Source organism: Pseudomonas fluorescens (genome assembly GCF_040448305.1).
Lineage (GTDB): Bacteria > Pseudomonadota > Gammaproteobacteria > Pseudomonadales > Pseudomonadaceae > Aquipseudomonas > Aquipseudomonas fluorescens_BH.
Genome location: NZ_CP148752.1, coordinates 5,620,833 through 5,634,205 on the forward strand (window position 1 = coordinate 5,620,833; position 13,373 = coordinate 5,634,205).

The 13,373-nt window shown below is 58.6% G+C and carries 12 protein-coding genes; 6 read left to right on the forward strand and 6 right to left on the reverse strand.

The window, feature by feature from the left end:
- The first annotated feature begins 76 nt into the window (after positions 1-76).
- Both WHX55_RS25550 and rlmF read left to right on the forward strand, forming a co-directional pair.
- Entirely contained in the window at positions 77-2,923 is a 2,847-nt protein-coding gene (locus WHX55_RS25550; RefSeq protein WP_151213873.1) for a valine--tRNA ligase, read from the forward strand.
- 184 nt (positions 2,924-3,107) lie between these two features.
- The gene (rlmF, locus tag WHX55_RS25555; RefSeq protein WP_151213872.1) at positions 3,108-4,139 is read left to right on the forward strand and encodes a 23S rRNA (adenine(1618)-N(6))-methyltransferase RlmF; all 1,032 of its coding nucleotides are present in this window, start codon (positions 3,108-3,110) and stop codon (positions 4,137-4,139) included.
- Positions 4,140-4,295: 156 nt separating this feature from the next.
- Here rlmF and WHX55_RS25560 read toward each other — a convergent pair whose 3' ends face one another.
- Together WHX55_RS25560 and WHX55_RS25565 are read right to left on the reverse strand one after the other, a co-directional pair.
- On the reverse strand, positions 4,296-4,733 hold the full coding sequence (locus tag WHX55_RS25560; protein WP_151213871.1) for a DUF3757 domain-containing protein: 438 nt from the start codon (positions 4,731-4,733) through the stop codon (positions 4,296-4,298).
- Positions 4,734-5,037: 304 nt separating this feature from the next.
- Entirely contained in the window at positions 5,038-5,319 is a 282-nt protein-coding gene (locus WHX55_RS25565; RefSeq protein ID WP_007905514.1) for an HU family DNA-binding protein, read from the reverse strand.
- A 396-nt stretch (positions 5,320-5,715) separates the two neighbouring features.
- Between WHX55_RS25565 and yejK the strand changes: the two genes are divergently transcribed.
- Together yejK and WHX55_RS25575 are read left to right on the forward strand one after the other, a co-directional pair.
- Positions 5,716-6,720, forward strand: coding sequence for a nucleoid-associated protein YejK (gene yejK / locus WHX55_RS25570; RefSeq protein ID WP_008018580.1), 1,005 nt, complete (start codon positions 5,716-5,718; stop codon positions 6,718-6,720).
- Entirely contained in the window at positions 6,720-7,070 is a 351-nt protein-coding gene (locus WHX55_RS25575; RefSeq protein WP_151213870.1) for a glutaredoxin family protein, read from the forward strand. Before yejK ends, WHX55_RS25575 begins: the two co-directional genes overlap by 1 nt.
- Before the next feature lie 34 nt (positions 7,071-7,104).
- Here the strand turns inward: WHX55_RS25575 and WHX55_RS25580 are convergent, their stop codons facing one another.
- From WHX55_RS25580 to WHX55_RS25595, 4 genes are all read right to left on the reverse strand, one after another.
- The gene (locus WHX55_RS25580) at positions 7,105-8,040 is read right to left on the reverse strand and encodes a glutathione S-transferase family protein (RefSeq protein ID WP_151213869.1); all 936 of its coding nucleotides are present in this window, start codon (positions 8,038-8,040) and stop codon (positions 7,105-7,107) included.
- 88 nt (positions 8,041-8,128) lie between these two features.
- Positions 8,129-8,440 (reverse strand): GIY-YIG nuclease family protein, encoded by a 312-nt coding sequence (locus WHX55_RS25585; RefSeq protein WP_151213868.1) that lies wholly within the window; start codon positions 8,438-8,440, stop codon positions 8,129-8,131.
- A gap of 40 nt (positions 8,441-8,480) precedes the next feature.
- Positions 8,481-8,951 (reverse strand): nuclear transport factor 2 family protein, encoded by a 471-nt coding sequence (locus WHX55_RS25590; RefSeq protein WP_151213867.1) that lies wholly within the window; start codon positions 8,949-8,951, stop codon positions 8,481-8,483.
- A 120-nt stretch (positions 8,952-9,071) separates the two neighbouring features.
- On the reverse strand, positions 9,072-9,698 hold the full coding sequence (locus WHX55_RS25595) for a response regulator transcription factor (RefSeq protein WP_151213866.1): 627 nt from the start codon (positions 9,696-9,698) through the stop codon (positions 9,072-9,074).
- A 349-nt stretch (positions 9,699-10,047) separates the two neighbouring features.
- Here WHX55_RS25595 and WHX55_RS25600 point away from each other — a divergent pair, with 349 nt between their 5' ends.
- Positions 10,048-10,764: a fimbria/pilus chaperone family protein gene (locus tag WHX55_RS25600; RefSeq protein ID WP_151213865.1), complete on the forward strand. Its 717-nt coding sequence runs from the start codon at positions 10,048-10,050 to the stop codon at positions 10,762-10,764.
- A 140-nt stretch (positions 10,765-10,904) separates the two neighbouring features.
- Positions 10,905-13,373, forward strand: coding sequence for a fimbria/pilus outer membrane usher protein (locus WHX55_RS25605; RefSeq protein WP_151213864.1), 2,469 nt, complete (start codon positions 10,905-10,907; stop codon positions 13,371-13,373).

Sequence of the window (13,373 nt, forward strand, 5' to 3'; positions counted from 1 at the left end):
GCTCTACGCGCATCGGCTCATCCCCGCTATACTTCCCGGCTTTTCCTGAATAAATGCCAATAGGGTCCCGCCGCGCATGGATAAGACCTACCAGCCGCACGCCATTGAAACTTCCTGGTACAACACCTGGGAGTCAGAGAATTACTTCGCCCCGCAAGGCGCGGGCGAGTCCTACACCATCATGATCCCGCCGCCGAACGTCACCGGCAGCCTGCACATGGGTCACGGCTTCAACAACGCGATCATGGACGCCCTGATCCGCTTCCGCCGCATGCAGGGTCGCAACACCTTGTGGCAGCCGGGTACCGACCACGCCGGTATCGCCACGCAGATGCTGGTAGAGCGTCAGCTCGAAGCCAAGGGCCAGAGCCGCCATGACCTGGGCCGCGAGAAATTCCTCGAGAAAGTCTGGGAGTGGAAGGATGAGTCCGGCGGCAACATCAGCCGTCAGATCCGCCGCCTCGGTTCGTCCGTAGATTGGAGCCGCGAGCGCTTCACCATGGACGACGGTCTCTCTGAAGCCGTTAAGGAAGCATTCGTCCGTTTGCACGAAGACGGCCTGATCTACCGCGGCAAGCGCCTGGTCAACTGGGACACCAAGCTGCACACGGCGATTTCCGACCTCGAAGTGGAGAACCACGACGAGAAAGGTTTCCTGTGGAACCTGAAATACCCACTGGCCGACGGCGCCAAGACCGCTGAAGGCAACGATTTCCTGATCGTCGCGACCACTCGCCCGGAAACCATGCTCGGCGACTCCGCCGTGGCCGTTAACCCGAACGATGAACGCTACAAAGCCCTGATCGGCAAATTTGTCGAACTGCCACTGGTTGGCCGCCGCATCCCGATCGTCGCCGACGATTACTGCGACCCTGAATTCGGCACCGGCTGCGTGAAAATCACCCCGGCCCACGACTTCAACGACTATGAAGTCGGCAAGCGTCACAACCTGCCGCTGCTGAACATCTTCGACAAGAACGCAGCGGTCCTGCCGGCCTGCCAGGTGTTCAACCTCGACGGCACGCTGAACGAAACCATCGACGGCAAGATCCCGGCCGAATACGCCGGTCTCGACCGCTTCGAAGCCCGCAAGCAGATCGTGGCCGCGTTCGACGCCGCCGGCCTGCTGGTCAGCGTTGACGATCACGCCCTGAAAGTGCCGAAAGGCGACCGCTCCGGCACCGTCATCGAGCCGTGGCTGACCGACCAGTGGTACGTATCCACCAAACCTTTGGCCGAGCCTGCGATTGCCGCCGTTGAAGACGGCCGTATCCAGTTCGTGCCGAAACAGTACGAAAACATGTACTTCTCGTGGATGCGCGACATCCAGGACTGGTGCATCAGCCGTCAGCTGTGGTGGGGCCACCGGATTCCGGCCTGGTACGACGAGTCGGGCAAGGTCTATGTCGGTCGCGACGAAGCCGAAGTGCGGGCCAAGCACAATCTCGGCCCGGACGTTGCGCTGCAACAGGACAACGACGTTCTCGACACCTGGTTCAGCTCGGGCCTGTGGACGTTCTCCACCCTCGGCTGGCCGGAAAAAACCGAATTCCTGAAGAAATTCCACTCCACCGACGTCCTGGTGACTGGCTTCGACATCATTTTCTTCTGGGTTGCCCGGATGATCATGCTCACCATGCATTTGGTGAAAAACGAAGACGGCACGCCGCAGGTTCCGTTCAAGACCGTGTACGTTCACGGCCTGGTGCGTGACGGCCAGGGCCAGAAGATGTCCAAGTCCAAGGGCAACGTCCTGGACCCGCTGGACATCATCGACGGCATCGAACTCGAAGCCCTGGTGCAGAAACGCACCTCCGGCATGATGCAACCGAAACTGGCGAAGAAGATCGAGAAGCAGACCCGCGACGAGTTCGCCGAAGGCATCGCCAGCTACGGCACCGACGCCCTGCGTTTCACCTTCTGCTCGCTGGCGTCCACCGGTCGTGACATCAAGTTCGACATGGGCCGCGTCGAAGGCTATCGCAACTTCTGCAACAAGATCTGGAACGCGGCGCGCTACGTGCTGGACAAGGGCGAAGACTGTGGCCAGAACGGCGAAGCCTTTGAGCTGTCTCTGGCTGACCGCTGGATCATTTCGCAGCTACAACGCACCGAAGCCGAAGTGACCCGCCAGCTCGACCAGTTCCGTTTCGACCTGGCCGCGCAAGCCTTGTACGAGTTCATCTGGAACCAGTATTGCGACTGGTACCTAGAGCTGTCCAAGCCTGTGCTGTGGGACGAAAACGCACCGATCGAACGCCAGCGCGGTACCCGTCGCACCCTGGTTCGCGTACTGGAAGTCGCCCTGCGCCTGGCGCACCCGTTCATGCCGTTCATCACCGAAGAAATCTGGCAGCGCATCGCGCCGCTGGCGGGCATCGATGGCAAGACGATCATGCTGCAACCTTGGCCGGTGGCCAACGAAACACGCATCGATCAGGCCGCCGAAGATGACATCGAATGGCTCAAAGGCCTGATGCTCGGCACCCGCAACATCCGTGGCGAAATGAACATCGGCCCGGGCAAACCGCTGCCGCTGTTCCTGAAGAACGTCAGCGCCGAGGATCAGCGTCGCCTGACCGAGAACGAAGCTCTGCTGAAGAAACTGGCGCGCCTCGAATCGATCACCGTGCTGGCTGCCGGCGAAGAAGCACCGCTGTCCGCCACCGCGCTGGTCGGCGAGATGGAAGTGCTGGTGCCAATGGCCGGCTTGATCGACAAAGGTGCGGAACTGGCGCGTCTGGACAAGGAAATCCAGCGTCTGCAAGGTGAAGTGCAACGAGTCGGCGGCAAGCTGTCCAACGCCGGTTTCGTTGACAAGGCGCCAGCCGAAGTCATCGAGAAAGAACGCGCCAAACTGGCCGAGGCCGAACAGGCCCTGGGCAAGCTGGCCGAGCAGCATGCGCGGATTGCCAGCCTGTAACGGCAAATCGCAATGAAAGAGGGAAGCCCATGCGGCTTCCCTTTTTTATGCCTGCCACTTTCTTACATCCAATGAAGATCCCCTGTGGGAGCGGCGGTGCGGCGATCCCACATTAGATCGGTGTTGCCCCACAGATGTGGGACAATGCTCGCCACTTTCAGCCATACCCGAATCGACCACCGCCATGACCGCCCCCCGCTCCCCCAAGCCTGCGCGCAAAAAGCCTGCCCCGAAGACCCCGGCCACGGCCGTCGCCCCGAAGGAAAAGGCCAGCCTGCATCCGCGCAATCGCCATCAGGGTCGCTACGACTTTCCGACGCTGATCAAAAGCGCCCCGGAACTGAAGAAGTTCGTGATCATCAATCCGTACGGCAAGGAAAGCATCGACTTCGCCAGCCCGGAAGCCGTGCGGGTGTTCAATCGGGCGCTGCTCAAGTCGTTCTATGGCATCGCTCACTGGGACATTCCGGCCGACTACCTGTGCCCGCCGGTGCCAGGCCGTGCAGATTACGTGCACTTCCTCGCCGACCTGCTGGCCAGCGGCAATGACGGTGTGATTCCCCGTGGCGCCGCCGTGAAAGTGCTGGACATCGGCATGGGCGCCAACTGCGTGTATCCGCTGATTGGCTACAGCGACTATCGCTGGCAGTTCCTCGGTTCCGATATCGATGCGACCGCCATCGCCGCGGCGAAGGCCATCATTCAATCCAATGGCTTGAACAAAGCGATCCAGGTACGCCAGCAGAGCCACCCCAAGCAGATCCTCACAGGCCTGCTGGAGAGCACAGAGCGCTTCGACCTGACCATGTGCAACCCGCCATTCCACGCCTCGCTGGACGAGGCCACGCGGGGCAGCACACGCAAATGGCGCGCCCTGGGCAAAGCCGATCCGAAACGCAAGCTGCCGGTGTTGAACTTTGGCGGCCAGTCGGCCGAGTTGTGGTGCGAAGGCGGAGAAGTACGTTTCGTGACCCAATTGGTCAGCGAAAGCGTGCAGGTCGCTCAGCAGGTGCTGTGGTTCAGTACATTGGTGTCAAAGGCGTCGAACCTGCCGGCGATCCAAACCGCCCTGAAAAAGGCCGGCGCCCTGGAAAGTCAGGTAGTGGAAATGTCCCAAGGACAGAAGCAGAGCCGCTTCGTCGCCTGGACCTTCCAGACCAAAGCGCAGCAACAGGCCTGGCGTCAGGCACGATGGTCGAAGGCTACAGCTGAGTAAAAAGTCAAACGCACAAAAACGCCGTGCCCGGATGACTCCTGGACACGGCTTTTTTACCAGCCTCAGCGGTTAACAGTGACGCTCAGATCTGTAACACAAACTGATTTACAACTTTCAATATAATTTCAACAACAGGAAAGTTCATGCATCTTCGTTTCAGCGTTTTGCTGCACGAACAATCTCTTTGAACTCACAGGCACGCGCCTCTTTACTATCGCAGTAATACCGAGTCAGCCACTCTGACCATGGCCCTTCGGTATCAATACTTACCATAGTTCCCTCTCGCTTGTACCTCATATCCAGATCCCCCCCATTTTGCAGCATGTAACCACAACGCAGGATTTCACCGACGACAGTGCTACCTTCAGCCTCTTTGCGAGGTGCGAATATCGACACTTCGAATTTACTTACCGGCCCAAGCCCGGTTTGCGAAACACCGTACCATTCCCCCTCTCCACTTGCTGTCGGGGCTTTATAGGAACCTGGTGCAAACTCCTTGATGTCAGATGGGCTTGGGCAGTACTCGGTAACATTTGCCAAAGCCTGGCCGGACACTAGTAACGATACGCACATCAACAACTGTTTAAGTTTCATAAAAACGTCCCTGTAACCAACAACTGAAATTTTGTTTTGGCTTTTTACGCAAAGCCAAGCGCTACGCCTTATTGATACTACCGACCCAAGGCGCACACTCAACTGTCAGTTCTGTAGGAACGTTCGTTTTATATAGAGAGAAAAGTGCAATTCAGCGCAAACAACTACTCCTGTCAGATGCGCGGGCAACAACTGCTTTCAAACAATTGGATTATTCCAACAATCTACCTTGCGTAAATCGTTACAACGCCCACAAAAAAACCGTGCCCGGATCACTCCGGTGCACGGTTTTTTTTAACAAGTCTTACTTGTTAACAGCGTCGGTCAGGCCTTTGGCCACAACCAGCTTGATCACTTTCTTGGCAGCGATTTCGATGGCAGCGCCAGTCGAAGGGTTACGGCCAGTACGGGCAGGGCGCTCAGTCACTTTCAGTTTGCCGATACCTGGCAGAGTGATTTCGCCGCCGTTTTCCAGCTGATCGGCAACGATTTGGCCCAGTTGGTCCAGAGCGTTACGCGCGGTGGTTTTCGGCGCGTCGATAGCTTCAGCGATGTCGGCGATCAGTTGGTCTTTAGTAAGAGCCATTTAGTGTTCCTTCCCTATCAAATTCATATGGATTGCACAGTGCAATGTCAGCTATCGAGCCCGATCTTCTGGATCTGGCACCCTCGGCCAAATAACCTCGGGATCGGGGTTATAGATACCGAAATCAGGGTTTGGTTCGACCTGACAAATGCTGACTGCACGCTTAACGCAGTGACTTCGCGCAAGACCGGGCAAAGCTAGCACACAGACGTGGAAATATCCGCCTCTAGCTACCCATTTGGTCAGCTTTATTGCGCTAAAACATGAAAAAAACGCATAAGCGCCGCCGGTCGCCCGCCAATTGCCCTTCGCACCGCGCCAAAACCAGTGGTTGCGGTACACTGGGCGCTTTTTCGGGGGAGCACGCCCTCCTCTCTTCATTCAGCCGAGAAGCCCATGCCGATCCGTCATTGCATCGTCCACCTGATCGACAAAAAACCCGACGGCACACCTGCAGTTCTCCACGCCCGTGACTCTGAACTGGCTGAGTCCGCAGCCATCGAGAACATGCTCGCCGACCTCAACGAAAGCTATAACGCCAAACAGGGTAAAGCCTGGGGCCTGTTCCATCCGGAATCCGGCGCGTTCCCGTTCAGCGGCTGGCTGAAGGAGTACCTTGAGGGTGGCCAGGATTTCACCGCGTTCAGCCGCGTGGCGGTCGAGCATCTGCAAAAGCTGATGGAAGAATCGAACCTGTCGGTCGGCGGCCATGTGCTGTTCGCACACTATCAGCAAGGCATGACCGACTACCTGGCCATCGCCCTGCTGCACCACAGTGAAGGCGTGGCCGTCACCGACGAACTGGACGTGACCCCGTCCCGCCACCTCGACCTTGGCCAGTTGCACCTGGCCGCGCGGATCAACGTTTCCGAGTGGCAGAACAACAAACAATCCAAGCAGTACATTTCGTTCATCAAAGGCAAGAACGGCAAAAAGGTTTCGGAGTATTTCCGCGACTTCATTGGCTGTCAGGAAGGCGTCGACGGTCCGGGTGAAACTCGCACACTGCTCAAAGCCTTCAGTGATTTCGTTGAAAGCGAAGACCTGCCGGAAGACGACGCCCGCGAGAAGACCAAGACCCTGGTGGATTACGCCAGCAGCCAAGCCAAGCTCGGTGAGCCGATGGGCCTGGAAGAGTTGTCGGGGCTGATCGACGAAGAACGCCCGAAAGCCTTCTACGATCACATCCGCAACAAGGATTACGGCCTCTCGCCAGAAATCCCGGCCGATAAACGCACCCTGAACCAGTTCCGCCGATTCACTGGCCGCGCCGAAGGTTTGTCGATCAGTTTCGAAGCACACCTGCTGGGCTCGAAGATCGAGTACGACGAAGAAGCCGGCACGTTGATCATCAAGGGCCTGCCCACTTCGCTCACCGATCAGCTGAAGCGTCGCAACTGATGCTCGGCGGCGTACTGAAGAAATTCCTGCTGATCCTGCTGGTGGTCGTGGCCTACCAGAACTGGGGCAAGATCGAGCGGGTGTTCAATCCATCGCAAGTGCTGCCTGCGCAGACCCAGGCCAAGGCCAACGTCGTGCTCTACGCCACCGAATGGTGTGGTTACTGCAAGTTGACCCGGCGCTTCCTCGATCAGAAAGGCATTGCGTACAAGGAATTCGATATCGAGAAGGATGCTGCCGCGCGCGAGGACTATCAGGCCTTGGGCGGTGGAGGCATTCCGATCATCGATGTGAACGGGACGCTGATTCGCGGGTATGACCCGGATGCGATTCTGGCTGCACTGAATTAATTGTGGGAGCGAGCTTGCTCCCACAAGGTTTTTTTCAGCAGGCTTCGATCCGGAAACCAAACCGCGGGAAGTGCACATGCACCACACCGCCACGCTCGTCCTTGCGACGCACGATCAATTCTTCGCGTCCGGCAAACAACAACTCCCCCGCCACCGGATCAACGCCATAGTCCGTGGCGGCGATCACTACCTGCTGCCCCGCCTTGAATCCATTGGGATCGACAAACTGCTCATCCGGCAAGGCCGCTGGCGTGGACGCGCGCGCCATTGCCAGGGCCTCCTCGGAACTCATCTCGCTGGATGCACCATGACCGAAGCCCAATACCCGCTCATGCCACGCATTGACTGCCGGATAAGCTTCGACCAGCGGAGCAGTCACCGGTGTGGCCTTGAGGAACCAAAGGCAATGAGCCAGGGCAAAGTCGGCAATCGACGGTTCACCGAACAGGAAATCACCCTCTTCGCGCTGCAACTGCAACTCCAGGCGCGACATGATCGTTGGCCACTGATGCTTCGCCTGTTCGGTAGACAATTTTGTCGCGCTACCACCACTGAACAAACCGGCACGGTCGGCCAGAAACGCATTGATCGCTTCCGGCGACAAATTGCCAAAGCGCACCGCTATCGATTCTGGCTGGAACACCAGGCTCACCGCATGCTGGAACACCACCGAATCAGCCCAGGCGGCAAACGACGCAGTGATCATTTCCTGACCTTCCGGGAAGAACGCCGGCAAGGCCTTTTCCTGCTCCAGTCGCCGGGCAATCAATGCCGTGTCGCAATAGATATCGGCACCGACCTGCAATACCGGTGTCTTGCGGTAGCCACCGGTCAACGCCGTGAGATCCGGTTTGGGCATCACTGGCGAGATCTTCACCGAGCGCCAGGACAAGCCCTTGAAGCCCAGCAGCAGGCGAGCCTTTTCGGCAAAGGGGGACGTCGGGTAATGATGCAGAATCAACTCGGACATGCTCGGCTCCGCCGCAAGGATCAGGAATCCGCAGCTTAGCGCGCAATCACCTGGCAGCCTACAGATCTGCCTGATGGGAACTGATCAGTCAGAGTGATGAGACAGGGGCGGCACTCGCCACCAGGCATTCCTTGGCGCTCTTCTTGAGTTTTTTGATCAGCCGCTCCTGACGCAACGCATCGCTTTTGTCGCGACAGCGTTCGGTGTAGACCAGGGCCATGGCAGGACTGGAAAGAAAGAATCGTGCGCCCTTGCCGCTTTGATGCTTGGCGAAGCGACGCACGGGATCATCGCTGATCCCACAATAGAGCGAACCGTTGGCCGCACGAACGAGGTAGACGAACCAGGTTTTGCTCGCGGGGGTGTCGGCGTCGACAGGGCTTTCGCTGAGGGTGGTCACGTAACGATCAGGGCTTGAAGGAAAACAAGCCGCGATCTTATCAGCGACTGGCCTGGAATGCCTTCAGCCCCTTCAATGCCTGCCCGCGAACGGCGTTTCTCACCAGCGGCGTCCAGCCCAGCAGCAGGCCTTTGAAACCCAACGCCTGACGCGACCAGGTCCATAGATCGAAACTGTCGTGATGTTCGCAAATCTTGCCGTCACGGAAGATGAAACGCGCCTGGATATCGTTGACCACGGTATTGCCGGTCTGGCTGAACAGATAGGTCGCGACCCAATGGGCACCACCAGTACGCTCGTCGGCGTGAACATGATCGAAAGTCAGGGAAAAGTCCTTGGCCCGCGTGGTCAGCATGCGCCACATGTCACTGGCATCGCGACCGCGAAGCTCGCCGAACGCAGGGTCACTGAACACCACATCATCGGTGTAGCAGGCAGCCATGGCTTCGGCATCCAGACGCTGGAAAGCCTGGTAGAAACGGGTGATCAAGGCGTCATGGGCTTCACTCATTTGCGGGTTCCCCTGGATATGCACAATGGCTTCGAAAGATTGCCTGCACGATAGTCTGCAACTGCATCGAACACTATCGGCATTCATGACGAAAATAACGCGGTGATTATTCACGTCATTTCAGTACGACATTCCGTTGTCCCGGGCGTAGGAAAAAAGATCAACATCCGTGGAAATACCCAGCCTGTGCATGGCCATGTTCTTTTGTTTACTGATGGTCGACACGCTGCGTTTGAAGTGAATGGCGATTTCGCTGACGGTCATGCCACTGGCGAGCATTCGGACCACTTCGTGCTCCTTGGCCGACAGTGGCGATTCGTGTAGCTGATTGCGGGTGTTGGCCAGCAGCGTGCGCAGGGACTCGCTGAGGTAGCGGCGCCCTTGCTGCACCGCATTGATTGCCAGGGGCAACTCCTTCGCCGATGCAGTTTTGGCGACAATGGCAATCACCCCTTGAGCCAACGCAGCCCTTGCCGTCGCCACACTGGTAAACATCGTTACCAGAATGATCGGCATGGCCGGGTAAAGGCGTTGAATCGTACTCAACATTTTCAAGCCATCGGCCTGCTGCCCTCCCGGCATGGAGAAGTCAGTGATCAGCAGGTCGCAGGGCGTGCTTGAAAGAAGTTTCATCAGGCTGTCTGTACTGTCAGCCTCGCCGACGATCACACATTGCCTGCTGGCGTTGATGAGTATGCGCAGCCCGACTCGAACGACGGAATGGTCGTCAGCAATAACGACTCGCATTGTGGGATACCTCCTGTTGGTAGGGAGAAAGCGCGGAAAATAGCGCCGTTATTCCTACTTCCACAACTCCTCCGAAAACACGCCTGACTCCTCCCCCTCAATGTATTCAACAGAATCTCCATTTGCCCATTTGACAAACAGATGGTTCCTACGCAGCAGCGCAATAAAGACTACGCAGCAGAACTACAAACCATAGAAAACGTCACGTAGTCCGCAACACATATTCATACACCCCCTCCTCTCTTTTCGTATTAGTTGCATACCAACCAGTAACTTCGATCGATAGATTGAATCCTTTCCGCACCACCCCGGCATTTACTTATTTACGAAACGCTCAACGAGACACATCATGATGATGTTTTCAACAATCACACGTCGACTGCTCAGTTCCGGCATCGGCACACTTACTCTCCTCCTGACCGTGCAGGCCCAGGCCGATGGCATGGTGCCGAATACTTCCGTTGTCATCATCAACGAAGCTGACGGCGAAGCGTCCGTTTCAGTAACCAACACTGATTCCACACTCGCCTTGATGCACGTGACCATCGAAGACATCCCCGAGGACACCGAGCCCCTGGCATTTGTCACGCCACCGCTGGCGCGTGTCGAAGCGTCGAAAACGCAATTGGTTCGGTTCATTCTTCAAACGGAAACCCCCTTGCGCACCCAGCGTCTGAAACGGGTGATCTTCGAAGGCATTCCCCAAGGCAAACCTGCAGTCGAAGCCGGGCATGCCCGTGTGGGTGTGACAGTGCGCCAGAATCTGCCGCTGATCCTACATCCCAAAGGCCTGGCGCCTAATCGCGCGCCCTGGACCGACCTGCAATGGTCGCTGAAGGACGCGCAACTGACCGTGCGCAACGACACGCCCTACGTGGTACGTCTGAGCCAGGAAGTGACATTGCTACCTTCTGCCAGCAATGTCCTGCTGCCTAAAACCTATGTATTGCCCGGTGAGCACATCAGTGTTCCGGTGCCAGCAGGTGCCGCCACGCAAGTGCGTTTTCAACCGGCCACCGTCTACGGCTTCACCGTGCCTCACCATGAGGCGCCCATCAAATCCTGAAAACACAACCATTTCACAGCGCCCTCCGAAGGACAGTGAGTGCCGATGTTTCAAGGCGACGGCCCTCTAGCCATTGCCAAGAGCGTGTCTGAAGCCAGAGCAAAACAGGCGAGCACGCCGACCTCACCCAAGCGAACCCGATGAACACAGCATTAATTTACCGTGATGGCGAAGCCGTGCCCGCCATTCAAGCCGCTACTCGCCCTCGTCTATTAGGGCGACCGGCCCCGCTGGCGCTGCTGCTGACCAATGCGTTGGTGATACTCAACGCCCAGGGAGATGTTTCCTTGCCTACTTCGTTCGACAAAAACACGTTGCTGCAGCGAGGCATTGATCCTGCGTTGGCCACGTCGCTGATTCACGCGCCGCGATTCACAGCCGGAAAGCACCCGGTCACCCTCACGGTCAATGGCCAGCGCCATGGTCGGGTAGACGTCAGCTTCAACCGCGAGGGAGCGTTGTGCTTCGATCGCGCCCTGCTTGATGCGGCCAGCCTGAATGTGCCCAGTCGGCTGCTGGATGACAGCCAGTGCCACGATTTTCTCGGCGCCTGGCCGCAGACCGTCATCGAACAGGATCCGGCGAACCTTGCTCTGGCATTGATCGTGCCCACCGACACAATACGTTCCACTGCCCGGGATTTTTCCGGGTATCGCACCGGCGGCTTCGCCGGCCTGCTCAATTACGACGTCACCGGTCTGCACAGTCGATTTGGCGATCGATCGAGTCGCTACACAGCGGCCAACACCGAAATCGGTTTTAACGCCGGGGACTGGATCGTGCGCAGTCGCCAGGTGCAGAGCTGGCAGGACGAGCGATCTCGAACGACTCATATCGCGGCATATGCCCAGCGCACGTTCGTCAGCCAGGAGGCCGTGCTGCAAGCGGGTCAGATCAACCTCTACAACCCGGTCCTCGCCGGCGCGCAGATCACCGGGGCGCAGATACTCAATGAGCGCGCCTTGCAGGTGGCAGGACAAAACGCCGTCATCGAAGGCGTTGCCAACAGCCAGGCGCAGGTCGAGATTCGGCAGAACGGCTCGCTGATTCATTCGACGGTGGTTCCCGCCGGCCCGTTTGCCTTGAACAACGTGCGCCGCCTCAACAGCCGCTCCGATGTGCACGTCACGGTCAGGGAAACCGATGGCAGCGAGCGCAGCTTTACCATTTCCGCGGCCATGCTCGGCATCGACTTGCCGGCGCCCGGTTATTCGCTGGCGGCTGGCCAGGTTCGCAGTACAGGTGCCGAACAGGGCGATGATCCTTGGGTGATCAGTGGCGGCTGGAGCACTGCAATCGCTCCGCAAGCGCTGTTCAGTGCAGGCCTGACCGGTGCGGCCGATTACCGCGCGGCAGGCGTCGGCGTGGGTCTGCTGCCCTCGCCCGGCACCCAGGTTCAAGCCACGCTTTCAGCTGCTGACGCCACTGGCAACAAGGCCAGCCAGGGACTTCAAGCCGACCTTAACGTCACCCACCGCTTGAGCGATCAATGGGCGATCAATGGAGGAAGCGCCTACCGAACCTTTGGTTACCGTGAGCTGGAAGATACGGTGTTCGACCGCACCTCCGGCTCCAGTCAATCCCGTTACCGCGACCAACAAAGCGCCAGCTTCTCCTGGTCGCATCCCGAGCTCGGCACTTTCAGTGGTGGTTTGAGCCGGTCAAGCACGTTTGACGGCCAAAGCAGCAGCCGCGCCCTCGCCTCTTGGGGCACCCGCATCGCCAGTGTTTCCGTGTCGACGACCGTCGAATGGCAGATCAGTGGCATGAACCGCGCAGACAACAGCGCCTACCTGAATCTAAGCATTCCTTTGGGGGAGAACCGCCGGGCGCGCACCTGGGTGCGCAGCTCTTCTGGCGAATCCCGCAGCGGCGTGGGCTTGAGTGAGCAAATCGGCGATCAGTTGGCGTATCGGGTCGGCGTCGAACGGGACACGCGCGACAGGCAGGTGCAATCCACCGCCGGTGTTTCGTTGCTGCCGCGCTACACCCAACTGGACCTGAATTACACCCGTTCCGATGCCGAGCGTTCCAGCTATCAGGCCAGCGCCCGAGGCGGTGCCGTGCTGCACGGTGGTGGCCTGACGCTGTCGCCTTACCCGGTGAGCGACACCTTTGCACTGCTTTCGGTCGGTGACATGGGTGCCATCAAGGTGACGACGCCCAGCGGCCCGGTCTGGACCGACTGGCAAGGTCAGGCAGTGATCCCGCAAGTGGCGGCTTACGGCCGCAGCAAGGTGGAAGTCGACCCCAAAAGCCTGCCGCGTAACGTCGACATCCACAACGGGCTGGCGATGATTACTGCCGGTCGCGGTGCCGTCGACAGCGTCGAGTTCGGCGTCAGCCTCACCCGCCGGGCATTGCTCAAGGTCACCACCGCCAACGGCGTGCCCTTGCCGCGCGGCGCCGCGGTGAACACCGTGGATGGCGAATTCATCACCCTGGTGCAAGACGGCGGCCTGGTGTTCCTGCCCAACGCCCTTGACTCCCGCACGTTGTGGGTCACCGCGCCGGGGCTGGAGCGCTGCGAACTGAGCTTCGAATTGCCCCAGGACGTCGACCCCCAGGCGTATTACGAAACCGCCTCCGCCAAGTGCCGAGCCCTATGA

Excerpts from the sequence above, each read along its gene's own strand:
- WHX55_RS25550 (WP_151213873.1), top strand. The coding sequence starts at position 77 with ATGGATAAGACCTACCAGCCGCACGCCATTGAAACTTCCTGGTACAAC.
- WHX55_RS25575 (WP_151213870.1), top strand. The coding sequence starts at position 6,720 with ATGCTCGGCGGCGTACTGAAGAAATTCCTGCTGATCCTGCTGGTGGTC.
- WHX55_RS25605 (WP_151213864.1), top strand. The coding sequence starts at position 10,905 with ATGAACACAGCATTAATTTACCGTGATGGCGAAGCCGTGCCCGCCATT.
- WHX55_RS25565 (WP_007905514.1), bottom strand. The coding sequence starts at position 5,319 with ATGGCTCTTACTAAAGACCAACTGATCGCCGACATCGCTGAAGCTATC.
- rlmF (WP_151213872.1), top strand. The coding sequence starts at position 3,108 with ATGACCGCCCCCCGCTCCCCCAAGCCTGCGCGCAAAAAGCCTGCCCCG.
- WHX55_RS25590 (WP_151213867.1), bottom strand. The coding sequence starts at position 8,951 with ATGAGTGAAGCCCATGACGCCTTGATCACCCGTTTCTACCAGGCTTTC.
- WHX55_RS25600 (WP_151213865.1), top strand. The coding sequence starts at position 10,048 with ATGATGATGTTTTCAACAATCACACGTCGACTGCTCAGTTCCGGCATC.
- yejK (WP_008018580.1), top strand. The coding sequence starts at position 5,716 with ATGCCGATCCGTCATTGCATCGTCCACCTGATCGACAAAAAACCCGAC.
- WHX55_RS25595 (WP_151213866.1), bottom strand. The coding sequence starts at position 9,698 with ATGCGAGTCGTTATTGCTGACGACCATTCCGTCGTTCGAGTCGGGCTG.
- WHX55_RS25580 (WP_151213869.1), bottom strand. The coding sequence starts at position 8,040 with ATGTCCGAGTTGATTCTGCATCATTACCCGACGTCCCCCTTTGCCGAA.
- WHX55_RS25560 (WP_151213871.1), bottom strand. The coding sequence starts at position 4,733 with ATGAAACTTAAACAGTTGTTGATGTGCGTATCGTTACTAGTGTCCGGC.